The organism is Pseudomonas sp. LBUM1645 (genome assembly GCF_059716185.1).
Genome location: NZ_CP166811.1, coordinates 5,442,041 through 5,458,849, shown reverse-complemented (window position 1 = coordinate 5,458,849; position 16,809 = coordinate 5,442,041). Strand labels below are relative to the sequence as shown.

Below are 16,809 nucleotides of genomic sequence, written 5' to 3'. Positions count from 1 at the left end.
ATGCGTTTTGCCGTTCTCGGCAGCGGTAGCCAAGGGAACGGCACGCTGATAGCCAGCGCTGACACGTATGTGCTGGTGGATTGTGGTTTCTCCCTGCGGGAAACCGAAAAACGCCTGCTGCGCCTGGGTGTAAACCCTGCGCAGTTGAGCGCGATACTCGTGACCCACGAACATGCCGACCACGTGCATGGCGTGGGTTTGCTGTCTCGGCGCTACAATCTGCCTGTCTACCTCAGTCGCGGTACCCTGCGCGGGATGCGCAAACCAATTGAACCGGCTGGCCTTCTGGCCGGCGGCGAGCAACTGCAGATCGGCGCACTGAGCATCGGCGTCATTGCCGTGGCCCATGATGCACAGGAGCCGACGCAATACGTCTTCAGTGACGGTGAGCGACGTTTCGGCCTGTTGACCGACCTGGGCTCGTATTGCAACAAGGTGCTGGACGGCTATCGGGATCTCGATGCGTTGATGATCGAGTCCAACCATTGCCGTGACATGCTGGCTCGCGGTCACTACCCGTACTTTCTCAAGCAGCGGGTGGGCGGTGAACTGGGGCATTTGAACAACCATCAGGCGGCATTCCTGGTGTCCGAGTTGGGCTGGCAAGGCCTGCAACACCTGGTCCTGGCCCATCTGAGCAGCAAGAACAACCTGCCGCAGCTGGCCCGGCAATGTTTTGTCGACACCCTCGGGTGCGACCCGGACTGGCTGCAACTGGCCGATCAAGATTCAGGGCTCGACTGGCGACACATCGCCTAGCCCACCTACTTAGCAAGCGGAGCCCATCATGGAAAAACGTGAAGAACTCTACCGCGGCAAAGCCAAATCGGTTTTCAAGACCGACGACGCTGACCGCTTGATCCTGCTGTTTCGCAACGACACTTCGGCGTTCGACGGCAAGCGCATCGAGCAGCTCGACCGCAAAGGCATGGTGAACAACAAGTTCAACGCCTTCATCATGCAGAAACTCGAAGCGGCCGGCGTGCCGACCCAATTCGACAAACTGCTGGGCGACAATGAATGCCTGGTGAAGAAGCTCGACATGATCCCGGTCGAGTGCGTCGTGCGTAACTACGCCGCCGGCAGCCTGGTCAAGCGCCTGGGTGTCGAAGAAGGCATGAAGCTCAACCCTTACACCTTCGAGCTGTTCCTGAAGGACGACGCCAAGGGCGACCCGTTCATCAACGAATCCCACGTCGTGGCATTCGGTTGGGGCACCGCCGAGCAACTGGTTCGCATGAAAGAACTGTCGCTCAAGGTCAACGAAGTCCTGAGCAAACTGTTCGACGACGCCGGCCTGCTGCTGGTCGACTTCAAACTGGAATTCGGCGTGTTCTCCGACGGTTCCATCGTCCTGGGCGACGAATTCAGCCCGGACGGCTGCCGTCTGTGGGACAAGGCCACCGGCAAGAAAATGGACAAGGACCGCTTCCGTCAGGGCCTCGGTGACGTCATCGAAGCCTACGAAGAAGTCGCCAATCGTCTGGGCGTACCGCTTTAATCGACGCAAGCATCTGATAGCACGGAAAAATTTCGCTTAGGGGGTTCGCTTCCGGCAAAAGTGTTGTTATGATGCGCGCCGTTGGAGAGATGCCAGAGTGGCCGAATGGGACGGATTCGAAATCCGTTGTACCTTCACCGGTACCTAGGGTTCGAATCCCTATCTCTCCGCCATATTAAAAGCCCTTATAAGTCAATAAGTTATGAGGGTTTTGGTCAAGCGATTTTGTACCAGCGCTTTGTACCAAAAAATAGCCCTAATCTTCGGATTGGGGCTTTTTTTTGGTCAAGATTTAACCAAATCACTCGTTCATCCGCGGTTTCAGTCTGACAAGACCAACGTTCTCAAGGCCTTCTTGGCTGAAGATAATGGCTCTGTGCAGGTCGCCGGTCGCTGACTGGTCCTGCAAGCGGTAGGGTAGAACCCCATCAATGACAAAGGGAGACTCCATTGATCAAGCAGTGTGTAGCAGGAATGGTTGCAGTGGTTATGTGTGCGTCTGCGTGGGCAGCAAGCAATGAAGACGAAGCTGCTGCACTGGCAAGCCTTGGTGAGGTCCAGAAGTTGTACGAGAATCGTCCTCAAGGAACGCCCAATGAGGCTGGTACGCGAACCCTGTCGAAGAAGGACATTAATGACTGTGTGACACAGATGATCTTGGCGAAAGACAAGCTCGATGATGTGAAGAAGCAGTACGGCACCACTAAAGCCTATCAGTCCACGCAGACACGTTTGTTGACTGGCCAAGTTAAAGGTCGGCTAGGAAGCTGCAAGCAGACCAAGGATACGCTCGGCTACTGACGGCACGCCGTCCCTTTGAAACACTCTCAGGCGCTGGTATGGTCTGTTTTAGAGCGTTTCACCATAAGGGAGTGGCATGAAGATTTGGGCGTGTGCGAAGGGTCCTAACGGCTACATCAATCGTGAGGACGGTCGGTACAGACTGTATTTCATCTGGCAAGCCCTCAAGATGAGGCGCGAAAACCCATCCGAATTCAATACTCTGACGTTCTTCAGTACCCATTCGCGTGAAGACAAGCGCCGGGAAATGGTTGCCGTAAAGAACGGGTATTTCCGGTACAAAAGCAATGAAGTTCAGGTTGCTCGATCCGGCGACAGCGACGGCGAGACACTATCTCATGCCACCCTCATAACCATTCTGGCGCAGCTCGAAACGATCAATTTCGTCATCAATAAAGAGCTTGTTCCTTTCACCTTCACGCGCCTAGCAGCAGAAGAAACCCACCTCGAATTTGGGAATGGCAATAGCTATATTCCAGACCTGTACGGCGAATTCACAGCCGACAATCCTTACTATAAGAAGTGGGGTGGAAAGGTTGCTATTGAGGTCTGTTATGCAAATCCGTGCAGCATGCAAAAGGTTGTTGATTTTCGTGATCACGGAATACCTATCATCGAAGTCAAGATTACCGACAGCATCAAGGTTGAGAAGTACATTCGTTCCGATGACGTTGAGGGAAGTCTAGAAAGGTGCTATCAACAGATTACTGAAATCGTCTCAAGGCAGTTGTATTGCAAAGTTCTCTCTGACCCAGTGAGTACGCGATTCCATCAGGATTATGTCAGGCAGTCTGAAAAGGAACGGGCTGAACTGATTGATAAGAATAAGCATGAGACTATGCTCCTTTTCAAAAAATACCGCGATACAGAATCGATAGTCACTACTATTACCAAAGACAGAGACGGACTTGTGGTAGCAAAGGATTTGGTCGAAAAAGAAAAGAATGAGCTTGCGACCACTGCTGGCGAGTTGAACCAGTGTTTTAACAATCTTGAGGTCGAGCTAGCGAAATACAAGAAGGGTTATACCCAAAAGGTTCATGAGGTTAATGGATTGAAAGAAGAATTAGAAAGGGAAAGGGAAGGGGTGTGGACCAAAATCAAGAAGATATTTGTATCTGATGCATAAGAAAAAGCCCTGATGAGCCATCTTGTCTTTGGCGGCTATTTCGCTGTTTAGCAGGGCTGAATATTTTTCAGCCAGATCTGTCATAAGGTAATGACAGGCGAGACTGCTATGTATTGAAGTAACAGCCGCCGCTTCTAGGGGACGGTATATTGAATGCCGTGGTGATCTGATGAGGATCGTCAAACCAGTCTCTAGTATCTCTATCTCTCCGCCATTATTTAATAATGGCTAAGCCCCTGAAATTGTTAAAGATTTCAGGGGCTTTTTCATTTCTGGCATTTCGTTTCAGGGCAAATTGGCCGCCTCTTTTCCTGGCGAGCGGTACGACTGTCTCGCGAAACACAGGCGGTATCGCTCTTTGCTATCGAACCTGAACTCTCGCCTGGATCACCCACAATCCCAGCAAAGTCAGAACAGCAAATCCCCCTCCCATCAAGAAAGTGCCTTGGAAGCCTACCGTGTCCCACAACGCCCCAGCGATGACGCTGGCCAGCAGCAAGGTCAACCCGGTCATCAGATTGAACATGCCAAATGCCGTCCCGCGTAGTTCAGCCGGCGCGCAATCGGCGATCAGGGCGGCGAATATCCCTTGGGTAAACCCCATGTGCAGCCCCCAAAGAACGACGCCGACGACCAGGCCTTCGATACCCGGTGCGAACGCCAGAGTCAGGTCGGCAGCAATCAGCAATATCAGACCTACGCCGAGTACCGCCACGCGGCTGACATGATCAGACAAGGCCCCGGCGGGATAGGCTGACAGTGAGTACGCCACGCTCATCAGGACAAGCACCGCTGGCGCCCACATAGGCGCCAGCCCGACGGCCTGACCGCGCAGAATCAGAAAGGCTTCGCTGAAACGCGCCAGGGTGAACACCGCAGCGACACCCACCACCCACCAGTAGCCAGCGCCCAGTCGGGCCAATTCCCGCCGGCTCAAAGGCGCACGCACCCGGTGCGTCCCTTCCACTTGTTTGGGCTCATGAACGAACACCAGCAGTACCGCGACGGCAAGGAAGGCCGGGATGACGGCCACCCAGAACACAGTCTGGAAGTGGTTCGCGGTTAGCCACATCAATCCGATCGCCAGCAACGGCCCCAGGAATGCACCCACGGTATCCAGAGTTTGCCGCAGGCCGAAAGCCGCCCCCCGTATCTCGGGCGGCGTGATGTCAGCCACCAACGCATCGCGCGGGGCGCCGCGAATACCTTTGCCAATGCGGTCGATAAAGCGAGCGCCGATCAGCCAGTCCAGCGAGCCCGCCAAAGGAAAGATCGGTTTGGACAGCGCCCCCAGCCCATAGCCCAGCGCCGCGAGCAGTTTGCGCTTGCCCAATCGATCACTGAGTGCGCCGGAGAATACCTTGGTGATCGAAGCCGTAGCCTCGGCTATGCCTTCGATCAGACCCACGGCCAAAACGGAGGTACCCAGTACGGTGACCATATAGAGCGGTAGCAATGCATGGATCATCTCTGAGGAGATGTCCATCAGCATCGAGACGAAGCCCAACGCCCAAATGCCGCCAGGCATGGTGCGCCAGACGTTGCCGGTTGACGTCCTCTTGATTGGCGCAGTAACCGAAGTGCCACCTGACTTGTCAGTGGTTTTCATCATGAGCCTCGAAAACCTGTTTTGGCGTAGGCCTCTAATAGCGCCTCGCACCCCGGCAGCCGCGTTGCCGCTACCTCCGCCAAGATACGCTGTATCGATGATTGATTTCGATCAAGCAGATTGCGCAATCTGCTGAAGAGAATCGCCTTTCTGCCAGCGATCCCACATCAGCTTTTTCTGACTTTCGGTGTAACCCGGGTCATTAGCTATCATGCAATACAGAGCAAATCACCGGATGACGGGGGAGTGCATGAACAGATGGCGACGGATTTGGGTGTTTGTGAAGCTGGTGGCAGCGTTTGCGGCTTGCCTGACCGTTGCCGTTCAGGCTTTTAGCTACATGTTGGAAAGCCCCGATGCAGCGCAGATGCACCCTTTGAGCATTTTGGTTGTTGGACTGATCTTTGGGTTCATCACCTATGGAATCCTTTCACTGATTGAAAGGGCTGTACGGGGTTTTCTGCCCCATCCTGACCCAGTCACCACCACGGCAGCGGCTCAACCTCAAACAGCACTTGAGGACGATGCCGTGTTCATGGAGGAACAGCCTTTGGCCCTGTCAGCTGACGATTCAACTCAGCAGAAAAATCAGTGAACAGTCGCGTCGGACCAGACAGCACCGCAGCGTAAGAAAAATATGCATCTTCAAGGGAAAAGTTACTCAGCGCAGTCACTCAATTTACCGCCCCCCGGATCTATTGGTCGACCCGTCAATCAAGGCTGGATCTGCGAAACATCCCCTGACATTGAAAGACTCTGCCTCAAAAAAACCTCATCTACTCTCGTTTCGCAGGTCACTGATCTGTCGTCATCAGCAATCGCAAGGAGCGAGCAATGTATTTTGAGATTTACAGGCAAACCCGTGGCATCGCACAGACCGGCAAGGGTCAATGGCGGTGGCGTTTGAGGGCGGGAAACCATGAAACGATTGCCAGCGGGGAGGCTTACGTCAACAAGTCTGATTGTGTGCATGCCATCAGTTTGATCAAAGGGACCCACGATCAGACGCCGGTCAGGGAAATCTAGGCTTCAGGCGGTGAAGCTGCTCAGTCAGAGCAGCTTCGTTTTAATCAGGGCTATCTGGATTAAACGCAAACTGCTTGAGTCGCATAGACGCCGATTGCGACACCTACCTAAACTGTCAGCAGATTTGGGAGCGGGGGTCAGTGGATGAATCGTAACGAACTACGCAAGGCCGACATCAACCTGATGGTGGTGTTTGAAACGCTGATGCTCGAACGCAACGTCACCCGGGTGGCGGAAAAGTTGTTTCTCGGCCAGCCGACCATCAGTTCTGCGCTCAATCGCTTGCGCACGATGTTCAACGACCCGCTGTTCATACGTGTCGGGCATCGAATGGAGCCGACGGCGCGGGCCGAGGAGATTATTCTGCACCTGTCTCCGGCGCTGGATTCGTTGTCGGTGGCGTTGAGCCTGACCCATGATTTCGACCCCGCCAGCAGCACCATGACCTTTCGTATCGGACTGTCGGACGATGTCGAGTTTGGCCTGCTGCCGCCGTTGCTGCGAGCCTTGCGCCATGAAGCGCCGAAGGTGGTGTTCGTGGTGCAGCATGTCGATTACTGGCGGATCCCGGATTTGCTGGCGTCCGGCGATATCACCGTTGGTATCAGCCAGACTCGCGGGCTGCCGGCCAACGCAAAGCGCAAGTTGTTGCGGCACATCCTGCCCTGCATTTTGCGCGCGGACGCATCGGACACACCGTTGACGCTCGATGAGTATTGCGCGCGACCGCACGTGCTGGTTTCCCACACCGCCAATGTCAGTGGTTACGCCGATGAGTGGCTGGCGGAGATTGGTCGTACGCGCCAAGTCGTCCTTTCCGTGCCGCAATACAGCTCGCTACCGGCCTTGCTCGCCGGGACCGATCTGATCGCCAGTCTGCCGGACTACGCCGCCGAAGCGATGGCCGCGTCCGGCCAGCTGTTCAAGGAACCGTTCCCGTTTGAGACGCCGACCCTGGATCTGTCCATGGTCTGGCTCAGCCATGTCGATACCGACCCCGCGGAGCGTTGGTTGAGGTCGCGGCTGGAGGCGTTCATGAGTGAACGCGCGGTTTTACCGCCCGAGTGAGTAGGGCGATGCTGTGTTATATGTACGACCTTTCTGCCCACTTTCAGGAGCTCAGTCATGCCTCACCTGCACATGGAATACACCGCCAACCTGTCCGGGCTCAATGCCGACGTGGCGTTGATCCGGCTCAACAATGCGTTGGTGGCTTCCGGTCAGTTTGCTGCCGAATACGACATCAAGAGCCGAGCGGTGAAGGTTGAGACGTTCAGGGTCGGCACGGCGTTAGGTGAACGGGCCTTTGTGCATGTGAAACTGGCACTGTTGAGCGGTCGTTCACCGCAGATCAAGAAGCAGTTGTCCGAAAGTTTGCTGGCCGTGGTGCAAGAGCTGTGTGATTGGCCGACGAACATTGAAGTCCAGCTCGCCGTGGAAATCCTCGACATCGATCGAGAGTCCTACACCAAGATTGCCATCAGCCACTGAGTTTCAGGCCATTTCCTGCTCGGTGCAGGCCTTGACCACTTGCTCGCGTAGCCAGGTGTTGGCGCTGTCCTGATCGACATTCTGGCTCCACTGCATGTCGAGGCTGAAACCCGGCAAGCCGTTGGGCGCTTCGCAATGATTGAAGATCGAATCGTTGGCCAGCAATTGCTGGATACGCCGAGGCAGGGTCAGGATGAAGTCGGTGCCGGTGATCATCTTCAGTGCCGCGCTGTAGCTGTTGGAGCGCGCGACGATCTGCCGTTTTTGCGCCTGCTGCGCCAGCCAGCCGTCGACCATGTTAGTGGTGGAGGTCCAGGGTGTCGGGAACACGTGCCGGCGTTCGACGAAGGCTTGCAGGCTTAAACGCGGCTCCGGCGGTGTGGCTCGTTTATCGAAGACACAGACCAGGTCGTCCTCCAGCAACATCCGGGATTTGATATCGCCGTGACTGCGATGAAAGTTCGGGCCGAAGCAAATCACCAGGTCGAGGCTGCCGTCGCGCAGTTCTTCGGCCGGGATGTCGGTTTCGAACTTGTGCATGTTGACCATCACGGGCAGGTCGGCGAAATCGAAGCTTTTCAACAGCCGCGGCAGGATCAACTGCTCGAAGTATTCCGGTGCACAGATATTGAAGGTGACTGGTTGCAGGGTGGGGTCGAATGCTGGCGGACCGGCGTGACACAGGTTGATGCTTTCGAGGATCTTCAGCACGTGGGCGTACATGGTGCTGGCTTTGTAGGTGGGGCGCATACCCGCGCGGGTATTGATGAACAGTTCGTCTTCGAAACTGGTGCGCAGCTTTTTCAGGCAGTAACTCACGGTGGACTGGCTGACGCAGAGCGCCTCGGATACACCGCTGACGCTGCTTTGCTCATACACGGCGATAAACACCATGAGGTCCTGCATATCGAGCTTTCTAAGCAAGTTACTGTTCAACATCCGTTTCGTCTCGCTGTGCTCCTTGCGCTGACTGTGCGCAAACTTGTGCGAGTGATCCTAACGGAACGATGGTGCCAGGAGAATGCCTTGTAGGAGTTTTCATGGAAAGTTGTGGGGCAATTCCAGAGGCCTTCAGCCCTGAACGGCTGCTGGCACCCCGCGGCGGCTGGACATCAGCAGTGCCCACATACCGACTCCCACCAGCAGCGCGCCGATGATTTCCAGCGGCAGTGGCGACTGACGTAACCAGAACCAGTGAAACAATGTGAGGAACAGCGTGCTCAGGTAAATGTAGGAAATGACCGAGGAAGGGGCGATAACGCCGATGGCCCGATGCAGCAGCCAGAAGGTCGCCAGCGTAGCGAACACCGCCAGGTAAATCAGCCACCAGAAATCGCTCACGGTCAGCAATGACGCCGATCGCCAGCCGCCGCTGAACCCACAGAATGCCAGCAGAAACAGCGCGCCGAACAGCATGTTCCAGAAAGTCATGCCCACCGGGCCGCGCTCCTTGAGGCTGCTGGCCTTGAGCCGTTGACTCAGGGGCGAGTAGAGCGCCATCGCCAGGCAACCGACGCCATACACCGACACTGCATACAGCGAAGGCAGCTCACCAGGGCCTGCGCCTTTCAACACCAGCAATACGGCCCCGGCAGCGGCAATCAGCATCGGCAGCACCCGCTGTTTCAGGTTGCTGTCGGGCATCAATACGGCTTCGAACAGCAATGTCAGCAGTGGCACCAAGGTGAACATCGTTCCGGTATTGACGGCCGAGGTGTAGCGCAGAGCCTCGAACAGCGAGCCGAAATACACCGCCAGCAGCAAGCCGAGCACGGCATGGCCGAACAGTCCGCGGGCGGTCATGGCGGTATCGCCCTTGAACAGCAGCAGCGGAAAAAACACCAGGGCGCAGAACAGCAGGCGCAAGCCGGTCAGCAGGATCGGGTCGATGGCCTGGCTGACCTGTGCTGCCGCAGAAAACGAAGCAGCGATCAACAGTGCCCAGAGCAGCATGCCGACGTGAGCGGCGGCGAAACCGGTGTGTTTCATGGTGGGGTGTCCGGGTCAGTGAATGTGTCGGGCGTAATGCCGCGGATCGAAGCGCAAGACCATCAGGATCATCAGTGCCATGACGCCGGTCAGTGACCACCAGGCCCATTCGAAGCTGCCGAGCTGATCGCGGATCAACCCGGCAATCAGCGGTGAGAGACCGGCGATCAGGTAGCCGATGCCTTGCACGAACGCGGTCAGGCCGCCGGCACGCTGGGGATTGTCCAGATGATCCAGGGACACGATCAGGCTCATCGGGAACAGTCCGCCGATGCCGAGCCCCAACAGGCACGGCCACAAAAGACTGAGGTGTTGCGGGCTGAGAATAAGCCCGCAAAAACCCGCCATGATCAGCGCCAGCAACACCACAAGCACCGCGCGCCGGTCACGGCTGCGGTTGGCGATGGCCGGTGTCAGCAGGCCGGACAACACTTCCATGGCGGTCAAGAAACCCAGCAGCAACCCGGCGTTTTGTTCGCTCCAACCCTTTTCCACGTAGTACGGCGCCAGCCAGGCCAGCACACAGGTGTAGGACGCCGTGCCCAGGCCGAAGAAGATTGCGAGTAACCAGGCGCGGGAATTGCCGAAGAAGGAGCCATTGCGCTGCGACTGAGCAGGCTGCGCCGGTAGCCTTTCACGTTGCACGCACCAAAACAGCAACGCTACCAGCGCCAGCGCCGCCCAGATCGCCAGGCCTACGCGCCAGCTGCCGGTGCGGATCATCACCAGCGGCGCAAACGACGCCGCAATCGCCGCACCGCCCATGATCGACGTGACGTAGAGCCCCATGCACACGGAAACGTTGTCGCTGAAGCGAGATTTGATCAGCGCCGGCATCAATGCCTGGATCAGCGCGATACCGATACCCGCCAGGACGGCGCTGAGGATCAGTTCGGCCGCCGAATCGAGGAATAACCGCGACACCGTGGCCACGCCGATGATCAGCAGCGAGAGCACCACGGTGCGTTGTTCGCCGATTCGTTGGCTGACGCTCAACCCAAAAAACATCGCTAGCCCCATCGCCATCACTGGCAGCATGGTCAACAGCGATGCCAGGCTGAAACTCAGTGCAATGTCGCCGCGAATCGCCGACAGCAAAGGACCAACGGCGGCCATGGAAGGCCGCAGGTTCAGGGCGACAAGAATGATGCTGAACATCAGCCAGAGGGCGGGGCGAGAGGTTGCGCGAACGTTTTCCATCTATCGGACCTTGAATGACAAGGAGCCGATTAGGCGCGCGAGGCCTGCGGGCCGCAAATCAGAAAGTCCGGGGTAGTATTTAGAAATTAAATAACACTCTGAACTCCCTGTAGCAGCTGCCGAAGGCTGCGTTCGGCTGCGAAGCAGGCGCAAATTCTGCCACCGGATGAACCTGCCACACCGCATTGGCTGATTTAACGTCTGCTTCGCAGCCGAACGCAGCCTTCGGCAGCTGCTACAAGTACCGGTGCTACTCAATTGTTTAGCCAAGCCGCAACCAAAGTTCTTCAAATCCCGATTTAACGACTTAACCTCCCGTGTGACGCTGCCGGTCATCTGTTCTCTGCGGTTTTATCTATGGACGGTTGTCCCGTCGCACTTCCCTCCGAATTAGCCTTTTGGGCGCTGTGGCACTGCCGTCACGCGCGCCCACCGGATTTCTGCATTTCCCGTTGATTGTTCTTACAGGTCCCGCGCTATGCGCCGGGATCAAAGCGGCGACGCCTATGCGTTTGCCTGACGCGGAAATAAGAGAATTCCCATGAGTGTTGCCACGACATCTTTCGCCTCCAAGCAAGAAGCCCTGACCTTTCTGGAACAGAACCCGGATATCGAGATGTTCGAGTTGTTCATCCTCGACAACAACGGTGTACCGCGGGGCAAGTTGCTGCATCGCGATGAACTGCTGGCGGTGTACGAAAGCGGGCGGCCATTGCCGAGCACCATTCTTGGCCTGACCATCAACGGCGATGACGTGGAAAACTCCGGTCTGGTCTGGGACGTTGGCGATATCGACTGCCGGGCGTACCCGATCAGCGGCAGTTTGACGCGCATGCCGTGGCGGCTGATTCCTACGGCGGCGGTGCAGGTCAGCATGCACCCGAAGGAGGGCATGCCCGCGACGATTGCCGATCCACGGCATCTGCTGGCGAAAGTCATCGAAGGTTTGCAGGCCGACGGTTATTACCCGGTGATGGCGGCGGAGCTGGAGTTCTACCTGCTGGATCAGCAGCGCGACAGCAACGGTCGACCGCAACCGGCACGGGATGTCGATGGCGGGCGACCGCGGGGCACTCAGGTCTACGGGTTGCGTGAACTGGAACAGATCGAGCCGTTTCTGGCCGATCTTTACAGCGCCTGCAAACTCCAGGGCATTCCGGCGCGCACGGCGATTTCCGAATACGCGCCGGGGCAAGTGGAAATCACCCTCGAACACCGCACCGACGCCTTGCAGGCGATGGACGAAGCGGTGCGCTACAAACGACTGGTCAAAGGCGTGGCCCACAAACACGGGATGACGGCGTGCTTCATGGCCAAACCGTTCGATGACCTGGCGGGCACTGGCATGCACATGCACGTCAGCCTGGCGGACAAGGAGGGCAACAACCTGTTCGCCAGCGAAGCCCCGGAAGGTACGCCGTTGCTCAAACAGGCGGTCGGCGGGATGCTTAGTACGTTGCTCGATTCATTGCTGCTGTTCTGTCCGAACGCCAACTCTTACCGTCGCTTCCAGACCAACAGCTATGCGCCGCTGGCACCCACGTGGGGCGTGGACAATCGCACCGTGAGTTTGCGCGTGCCCGGCGGGCCGGCGTTTTCCCGGCATATCGAACACCGCATCTGTGGCGCCGACGCCAACCCGTATCTGGCGGCTGCGGCGATTCTGGCCGGGATCCATCGCGGTATTCGCGAACAACTCGATCCTGGCGCGCCGGTGGAGGGCAATGGCTACGCCCAGGCCACCGAACTGTTGCCGACTGACTGGCTAACCACGTTGCGGGCGCTGGAAGGTTCGAGCTGGGCACGGGAAGCGTTCGGCGGTGAGTTCCTCGGTGTGTACCTGGCGGTAAAACGTGCCGAGTATCGACAGTTCATGGGCGAAGTCGGCGAGCAGGACTGGCGTTGGTATTTGAATCAAGCCTGAACAGAACCTGAACCATTCTCAAATAAGTTAAAAGTTTTGGCCTAGTGCCATGAGCCAACTAATCGTTGGCTTCTTTTTCACAAAAAATTGATGGTTGGCTGCCTAAAATTAGTGCTGTCGCGGTAAATGAAATTTTCACATTTACCGAAGGCACTTCTTTTCAGGAACAGCCGATCATCATGTTGAAGATTAAAGCCGTGCGCCCCGAGTGGGTGACACTGATTGCCAGCGCCTTTCTATTAACGGGCTTCAACCTTGTTCTCTGGCAACACCTGTTTGAAATCACGGCATCGGACGGTCAGGGCATCGTCATGCGCGTGGCTTTCGGCTTGATGATCCTGGCTGCCTTCAACATTGTGCTGACCCTGCTGGCATTCCGGCCTGTGCTCAAACCGGTCTTGACCCTGATCTTTATGATCAGCGCCGGGGTGGCGTATTTCATGAGCCAATACGGTGTTTTGATTGACACCGGCATGTTGCGTAACTTTGCTCAAACCAATGCGACGGAAGTGCGTGACTTACTCTCGATTAAGTTGCTTGTTTATATTGTTTTACTCGGTGTTTTGCCGTCCTTTTTGTTATGGAAGACGCCGGTTAGTTACCGTCGCTGGCACCGTGAACTACTCAGTAAAATTCTCGTGAGTGCCGCATCAGTTGCTGTGATCGGTGGTGTCGCACTGGTTAACTATCAAGGCTTGTCCTCATTGTTTCGCAATCATCATGAACTGCGCCTGATGGTGGTGCCGAGCAACTACATTGGCGCCTCGGCCGGCTATCTGCGTGAGCAGGTCGCCTCTGCGCGGCAACCCTTCGTCACACTGGGCGAAGATGCCCAGCGAGATCCCGCCTTGCAAACCCGCGGCCGCAAATCCCTGACCGTGCTGGTGGTGGGCGAAAGTGCCCGGGCCGAGAACTTCGGCATCCTGGGGTATGACCGTGACACCACGCCAAAACTGGATAAAGAAGCCGGCCTGATTGCGTTCACCGACGTGCATTCCTGCGGGACGGAAACAGCGGTGTCGGTGCCGTGCATGTTCTCCGACATGGGCCGCAAGAATTACAACGCCAGCAAGGCAAAGAACCAGGAAGGCTTGCTGGATGTACTCAAGCGCGCGGGTCTCGACGTGATTTGGCGCGATAACCAATCGGGCTGCAAAGGCACTTGCGATCGGGTCACCCTCGACGACGTCAGTAACCTGAAAGACCCGGTGCTGTGCGCCAATAGCGAATGCCGCGATGAAATCCTGCTGCAGGGTTTGCAGCACTTCATCGATACCCTGGATAAAGACACGGTACTGGTGTTGCACCAGATGGGCAGTCACGGTCCGGAATACTTCAAGCGCTACCCGAAAGAATACGAGCGCTTCACCCCGGTTTGTGAAAGTAACGCCCTGAACAATTGCAGTCGCGAAAGTATCGTCAATGGCTACGACAACACCCTGGTGTATACCGACCACGTGCTGTCCACCCTGATCGATCTGTTGCGTAACAATCAGGACAAAGTCGATACCGCGATGCTCTATCTGTCGGACCACGGCGAATCCCTGGGCGAGTACAACTTGTTCCTGCACGGGACGCCTTACATGCTGGCGCCGGAACAACAAAAACATGTCGCGATGCTGGCCTGGTTTTCCGACAGCTATCAAAAGTCGTTCTCGGTGGACACCCATTGCCTGCAACTGAGTCGCGAAAAGCCCTTGAGCCAGGACAACCTGTTCCATTCGATGCTCGGTTTGCTGGAGGTCAAGAGCAAGGTCTACAACCAGGATCTGGATATGTTTGCCGGGTGTCGCGGTGCGGTGATCGACGGCGTGTTGGCCAAAGAATGAGTGCTTCAACCTTTTTTTCACGCACCGGCCGCTAACCTGCGGCCGGATAGAGTTTCCCCCCGAGAACCATTGCACATGTCCCCTCAACCCCCATCCGCCATCGAGCTTGAGATCGCCCGGCGCTACGATCAGGAGCACGCCCGCGTCTGTCTTCAGCCGCGACCGCGTGGCCTGGCCGGGCGGTTGACGTTCTGGCGTGACGAGCAACTGGTGCGCAACGCGCTCAAGGCTGCCGGCGAGCCGGGCCTGGTTCTCGATTTGGCCTGCGGTGTCGGGCGCTTCTGGCCGGTACTGGCCGAGCATGCCAACCGGGTGATTCTCGCGGCCGACCCGTCGCAGGACATACTCGATCATGCCCGCACCCACCATCCGCAGAACCTGCTGAAACGGGTCAAGACCTTTCAGAGTTCAGCGTTCACCATCGGCTTGTCGGCGAATGCGGTTGACTGCATTTTTTGCATGCAGCTGTTTCAACACATCGCCTGCCCCGAGCATCGTTTGGCCATGCTTAAGGAGTTCCATCGTGTCAGTCGCGATACGGTGATTGTGGCGGTACGGGTCGATGCTCATTTCAAAGGCCCGCGCACGGATGCACAGGGCGTTCCGGCCCGACCGTTGGCCAGCAAGGCCGACGTGGAAGCCGAGTTCAAGCGCGCAGGTTTGCGCTTGATCAGTCATCAGGACTTCCTGCCCGGCTGTGCACGGATGCGCGTCTACGTACTGCGTAAGGCCAGTTAGTCTCCGCTTGTCAGACATTTCTTGCTGTTTGGCAGGCATTTTCGCTAAAGCTCTTGTTCAGTGGATGCGCGGAAATCGCCGGGGGCGATATATACTGCGCGCCATTCTTCAAGGGAGAGCCGTGTGGCCATCGATATTCACTGGATTCGCGACAACGATAGCCTCGGTCAGTTTTGCGCCGAGTGGCAGCAGCTGCCATTCGTTGCCCTCGACACCGAATTCATGCGGGTCGACACCTTTTATCCGATTGCAGGCCTGCTGCAGATCGGCGATGGCGTACGCGCTTACCTGATTGATCCACTGACCATCGACAACTGGCAGCCGCTGGCCGCGTTGCTGGAAAACCCGGCCGTGGTCAAAGTCGTCCATGCGTGCAGCGAAGACCTCGAAGTCCTGCTGCGCCTGACCGGCAGCCTGCCGGCGCCGCTGTTCGACACCCAGTTGGCCGCCGCTTACCTGAACCTCGGTTTTTCCATGGGGTATTCGCGGCTGGTGCAGGAAGTGCTCGGCATCGACCTGCCCAAGGGCGAGACCCGTTCCGACTGGCTGCAACGTCCTCTTTCGGACACCCAAATCAGCTATGCCGCCGAAGATGCTTTGCACTTGGCGGAAGTTTTCGTACAGCTTCGTCCGAAGCTTTCTGACGACAAGTACGCCTGGGTCCTGGAAGACGGCGCCGAGCTGGTGGCCAACCTGCGCCGCGAAGTTGATCCGTATGAGGTTTATCGCGAAGCCAAGCTGGCCTGGAAGCTCTCCCGTGCCCAACTCGTCGTATTACGTGAACTCTGCGCATGGCGTGAACGCGAAGCCCGCGCCCGTGATCTGCCGCGTAACCGCATCGTGCGTGAGCATTCCCTGTGGCCGCTGGCGCGGACTCAGCCGGACAACCTTGGCGCGTTGGCGAAAATCGAAGACATGCACCCGCGTACCGTGCGTCAGGACGGCGAATTTCTGCTTGATCTGATCAAGCGCTCAGGCAGTGTGTCGCCTGATCAATGGCCGCCAGCGGTGCCGGAGCCTTTGCCGGTGGATGCCGCCGCGCTGATCAAACAGCTGCGTGCGATCGGCCAGGCCGAAGCTGAACGCCTGAACATTGCGCCAGAGCTGATGCTGCGCAAGAAAACCCTGGAAGCGCTGCTCAAGAGCGGCTATCCCAACGGTCCTTACCAATTGCCTGATTCGCTGCGTGGCTGGCGCCGCGAATTGATGGGCCAAGCGCTGCTCGACAGCCTGGCCACCGCCGGAGAACAGCCTTGAAACGTATTTGCTCCATTTATCGAAGCTTGAAGAAAAACGAGATGTACCTCTATGTGCTCAAAAGCGATGCACTGGAGCGCGTCCCGGAAAGTCTGATGGCTGCCTTCGGCAAACCGCATCACGCCTTCGACCTGGTGCTGACCCCCGAGCGCAAACTGTCGCGCGAGGACATCACCGTGGTGCTGGAAAACCTTGAGAAGCAGGGTTACCACTTGCAAATGCCGCCGGCCGAAGACGAATACATCGAACACTTGCCGGAAGAATTGCTGCGCCGCAACGACCCGATGTGACCGGCAGACAGGCTCTGTTCAGAGC

At 57.1% G+C, this 16,809-nt stretch carries 17 protein-coding genes and 1 tRNA gene; 14 read left to right on the top strand and 4 right to left on the bottom strand.

The features are described from left to right. From ACA079_RS24705 to ACA079_RS24685, 5 genes are all read left to right on the top strand, one after another. Complete coding sequence (locus ACA079_RS24705; RefSeq protein WP_008153089.1) at positions 1–759, top strand: MBL fold metallo-hydrolase; 759 nt, start codon at positions 1–3, stop codon at positions 757–759. A 28-nt stretch (positions 760–787) separates the two neighbouring features. Beyond that, entirely contained in the window at positions 788–1,501 is a 714-nt protein-coding gene (gene purC, locus ACA079_RS24700; RefSeq protein ID WP_008034929.1) for a phosphoribosylaminoimidazolesuccinocarboxamide synthase, read from the top strand. Positions 1,502–1,584: 83 nt separating this feature from the next. Next, a tRNA-Ser gene (locus tag ACA079_RS24695) sits at positions 1,585–1,674 on the top strand. Positions 1,675–1,951: 277 nt separating this feature from the next. After that, positions 1,952–2,302, top strand: a complete 351-nt coding sequence (locus ACA079_RS24690; protein WP_497701273.1) for a hypothetical protein — start codon at positions 1,952–1,954, stop codon at positions 2,300–2,302. Positions 2,303–2,378: 76 nt separating this feature from the next. Then, a complete protein-coding gene (locus ACA079_RS24685) occupies positions 2,379–3,431 on the top strand; it encodes a hypothetical protein (protein WP_497701272.1) in 1,053 nt (350 codons plus the stop codon). Positions 3,432–3,792: 361 nt separating this feature from the next. On the opposite strand, the gene ACA079_RS24680 is transcribed toward ACA079_RS24685, so the two are convergent. Next, positions 3,793–4,959, bottom strand: a complete 1,167-nt coding sequence (locus ACA079_RS24680; RefSeq protein ID WP_497704372.1) for an MFS transporter — start codon at positions 4,957–4,959, stop codon at positions 3,793–3,795. A 331-nt stretch (positions 4,960–5,290) separates the two neighbouring features. Here ACA079_RS24680 and ACA079_RS24675 point away from each other — a divergent pair, with 331 nt between their 5' ends. The 4 genes from ACA079_RS24675 (at position 5,291) to ACA079_RS24660 (ending at position 7,557) form a co-directional block, all read left to right on the top strand. After that, positions 5,291–5,635 carry a hypothetical protein gene (locus ACA079_RS24675; RefSeq protein WP_497701271.1) on the top strand — a complete coding sequence of 115 codons (345 nt, stop codon included), beginning with the start codon at positions 5,291–5,293 and terminating at the stop codon, positions 5,633–5,635. 239 nt (positions 5,636–5,874) lie between these two features. Further along, a complete protein-coding gene (locus ACA079_RS24670; protein ID WP_007898672.1) occupies positions 5,875–6,066 on the top strand; it encodes a YegP family protein in 192 nt (63 codons plus the stop codon). A 144-nt stretch (positions 6,067–6,210) separates the two neighbouring features. Beyond that, complete coding sequence (locus ACA079_RS24665) at positions 6,211–7,134, top strand: LysR substrate-binding domain-containing protein (RefSeq protein WP_497701270.1); 924 nt, start codon at positions 6,211–6,213, stop codon at positions 7,132–7,134. A gap of 57 nt (positions 7,135–7,191) precedes the next feature. Then, positions 7,192–7,557, top strand: a complete 366-nt coding sequence (locus ACA079_RS24660) for a 5-carboxymethyl-2-hydroxymuconate Delta-isomerase (protein ID WP_497701269.1) — start codon at positions 7,192–7,194, stop codon at positions 7,555–7,557. 3 nt (positions 7,558–7,560) lie between these two features. Here ACA079_RS24660 and ACA079_RS24655 read toward each other — a convergent pair whose 3' ends face one another. The 3 genes from ACA079_RS24655 to ACA079_RS24645 all read right to left on the bottom strand — a co-directional run bounded on the left by ACA079_RS24655 (position 7,561) and on the right by ACA079_RS24645 (position 10,746). Then, complete coding sequence (locus ACA079_RS24655; protein WP_497701268.1) at positions 7,561–8,496, bottom strand: LysR family transcriptional regulator; 936 nt, start codon at positions 8,494–8,496, stop codon at positions 7,561–7,563. Between the two features lie 132 nt (positions 8,497–8,628). Continuing rightward, positions 8,629–9,546: a DMT family transporter gene (locus ACA079_RS24650; RefSeq protein ID WP_497701267.1), complete on the bottom strand. Its 918-nt coding sequence runs from the start codon at positions 9,544–9,546 to the stop codon at positions 8,629–8,631. Positions 9,547–9,561: 15 nt separating this feature from the next. Continuing rightward, entirely contained in the window at positions 9,562–10,746 is a 1,185-nt protein-coding gene (locus ACA079_RS24645; protein ID WP_497701266.1) for a cyanate transporter, read from the bottom strand. Between the two features lie 541 nt (positions 10,747–11,287). Between ACA079_RS24645 and ACA079_RS24640 the strand changes: the two genes are divergently transcribed. The 5 genes from ACA079_RS24640 (at position 11,288) to ACA079_RS24620 (ending at position 16,784) form a co-directional block, all read left to right on the top strand. Then, a complete protein-coding gene (locus ACA079_RS24640; RefSeq protein WP_283183411.1) occupies positions 11,288–12,670 on the top strand; it encodes a glutamine synthetase family protein in 1,383 nt (460 codons plus the stop codon). 179 nt (positions 12,671–12,849) lie between these two features. Then, complete coding sequence (locus ACA079_RS24635; protein ID WP_497701265.1) at positions 12,850–14,499, top strand: phosphoethanolamine transferase; 1,650 nt, start codon at positions 12,850–12,852, stop codon at positions 14,497–14,499. A gap of 75 nt (positions 14,500–14,574) precedes the next feature. Next, complete coding sequence (locus ACA079_RS24630; RefSeq protein WP_497701264.1) at positions 14,575–15,237, top strand: class I SAM-dependent methyltransferase; 663 nt, start codon at positions 14,575–14,577, stop codon at positions 15,235–15,237. A 123-nt stretch (positions 15,238–15,360) separates the two neighbouring features. Continuing rightward, positions 15,361–16,494 carry a ribonuclease D gene (rnd, locus tag ACA079_RS24625; protein WP_497701263.1) on the top strand — a complete coding sequence of 378 codons (1,134 nt, stop codon included), beginning with the start codon at positions 15,361–15,363 and terminating at the stop codon, positions 16,492–16,494. Then, positions 16,491–16,784, top strand: coding sequence for a YcgL domain-containing protein (locus tag ACA079_RS24620; RefSeq protein WP_007898694.1), 294 nt, complete (start codon positions 16,491–16,493; stop codon positions 16,782–16,784). The genes rnd and ACA079_RS24620 overlap by 4 nt, the downstream gene beginning before the upstream one ends. Positions 16,785–16,809 lie beyond the last annotated feature (25 nt).

Bases quoted from the DNA above. Each gene is read 5' to 3' on its own strand.
- ACA079_RS24635 (WP_497701265.1), top strand. From the start codon at position 12,850: ATGTTGAAGATTAAAGCCGTGCGCCCCGAGTGGGTGACACTGATTGCC.
- ACA079_RS24660 (WP_497701269.1), top strand. From the start codon at position 7,192: ATGCCTCACCTGCACATGGAATACACCGCCAACCTGTCCGGGCTCAAT.
- ACA079_RS24650 (WP_497701267.1), bottom strand. From the start codon at position 9,546: ATGAAACACACCGGTTTCGCCGCCGCTCACGTCGGCATGCTGCTCTGG.
- ACA079_RS24675 (WP_497701271.1), top strand. From the start codon at position 5,291: ATGAACAGATGGCGACGGATTTGGGTGTTTGTGAAGCTGGTGGCAGCG.
- ACA079_RS24655 (WP_497701268.1), bottom strand. From the start codon at position 8,496: ATGTTGAACAGTAACTTGCTTAGAAAGCTCGATATGCAGGACCTCATG.
- ACA079_RS24645 (WP_497701266.1), bottom strand. From the start codon at position 10,746: ATGGAAAACGTTCGCGCAACCTCTCGCCCCGCCCTCTGGCTGATGTTC.
- ACA079_RS24685 (WP_497701272.1), top strand. From the start codon at position 2,379: ATGAAGATTTGGGCGTGTGCGAAGGGTCCTAACGGCTACATCAATCGT.
- ACA079_RS24670 (WP_007898672.1), top strand. From the start codon at position 5,875: ATGTATTTTGAGATTTACAGGCAAACCCGTGGCATCGCACAGACCGGC.
- ACA079_RS24630 (WP_497701264.1), top strand. From the start codon at position 14,575: ATGTCCCCTCAACCCCCATCCGCCATCGAGCTTGAGATCGCCCGGCGC.
- purC (WP_008034929.1), top strand. From the start codon at position 788: ATGGAAAAACGTGAAGAACTCTACCGCGGCAAAGCCAAATCGGTTTTC.
- ACA079_RS24665 (WP_497701270.1), top strand. From the start codon at position 6,211: ATGAATCGTAACGAACTACGCAAGGCCGACATCAACCTGATGGTGGTG.
- ACA079_RS24640 (WP_283183411.1), top strand. From the start codon at position 11,288: ATGAGTGTTGCCACGACATCTTTCGCCTCCAAGCAAGAAGCCCTGACC.
- ACA079_RS24705 (WP_008153089.1), top strand. From the start codon at position 1: ATGCGTTTTGCCGTTCTCGGCAGCGGTAGCCAAGGGAACGGCACGCTG.
- ACA079_RS24680 (WP_497704372.1), bottom strand. From the start codon at position 4,959: ATGCCTGGCGGCATTTGGGCGTTGGGCTTCGTCTCGATGCTGATGGAC.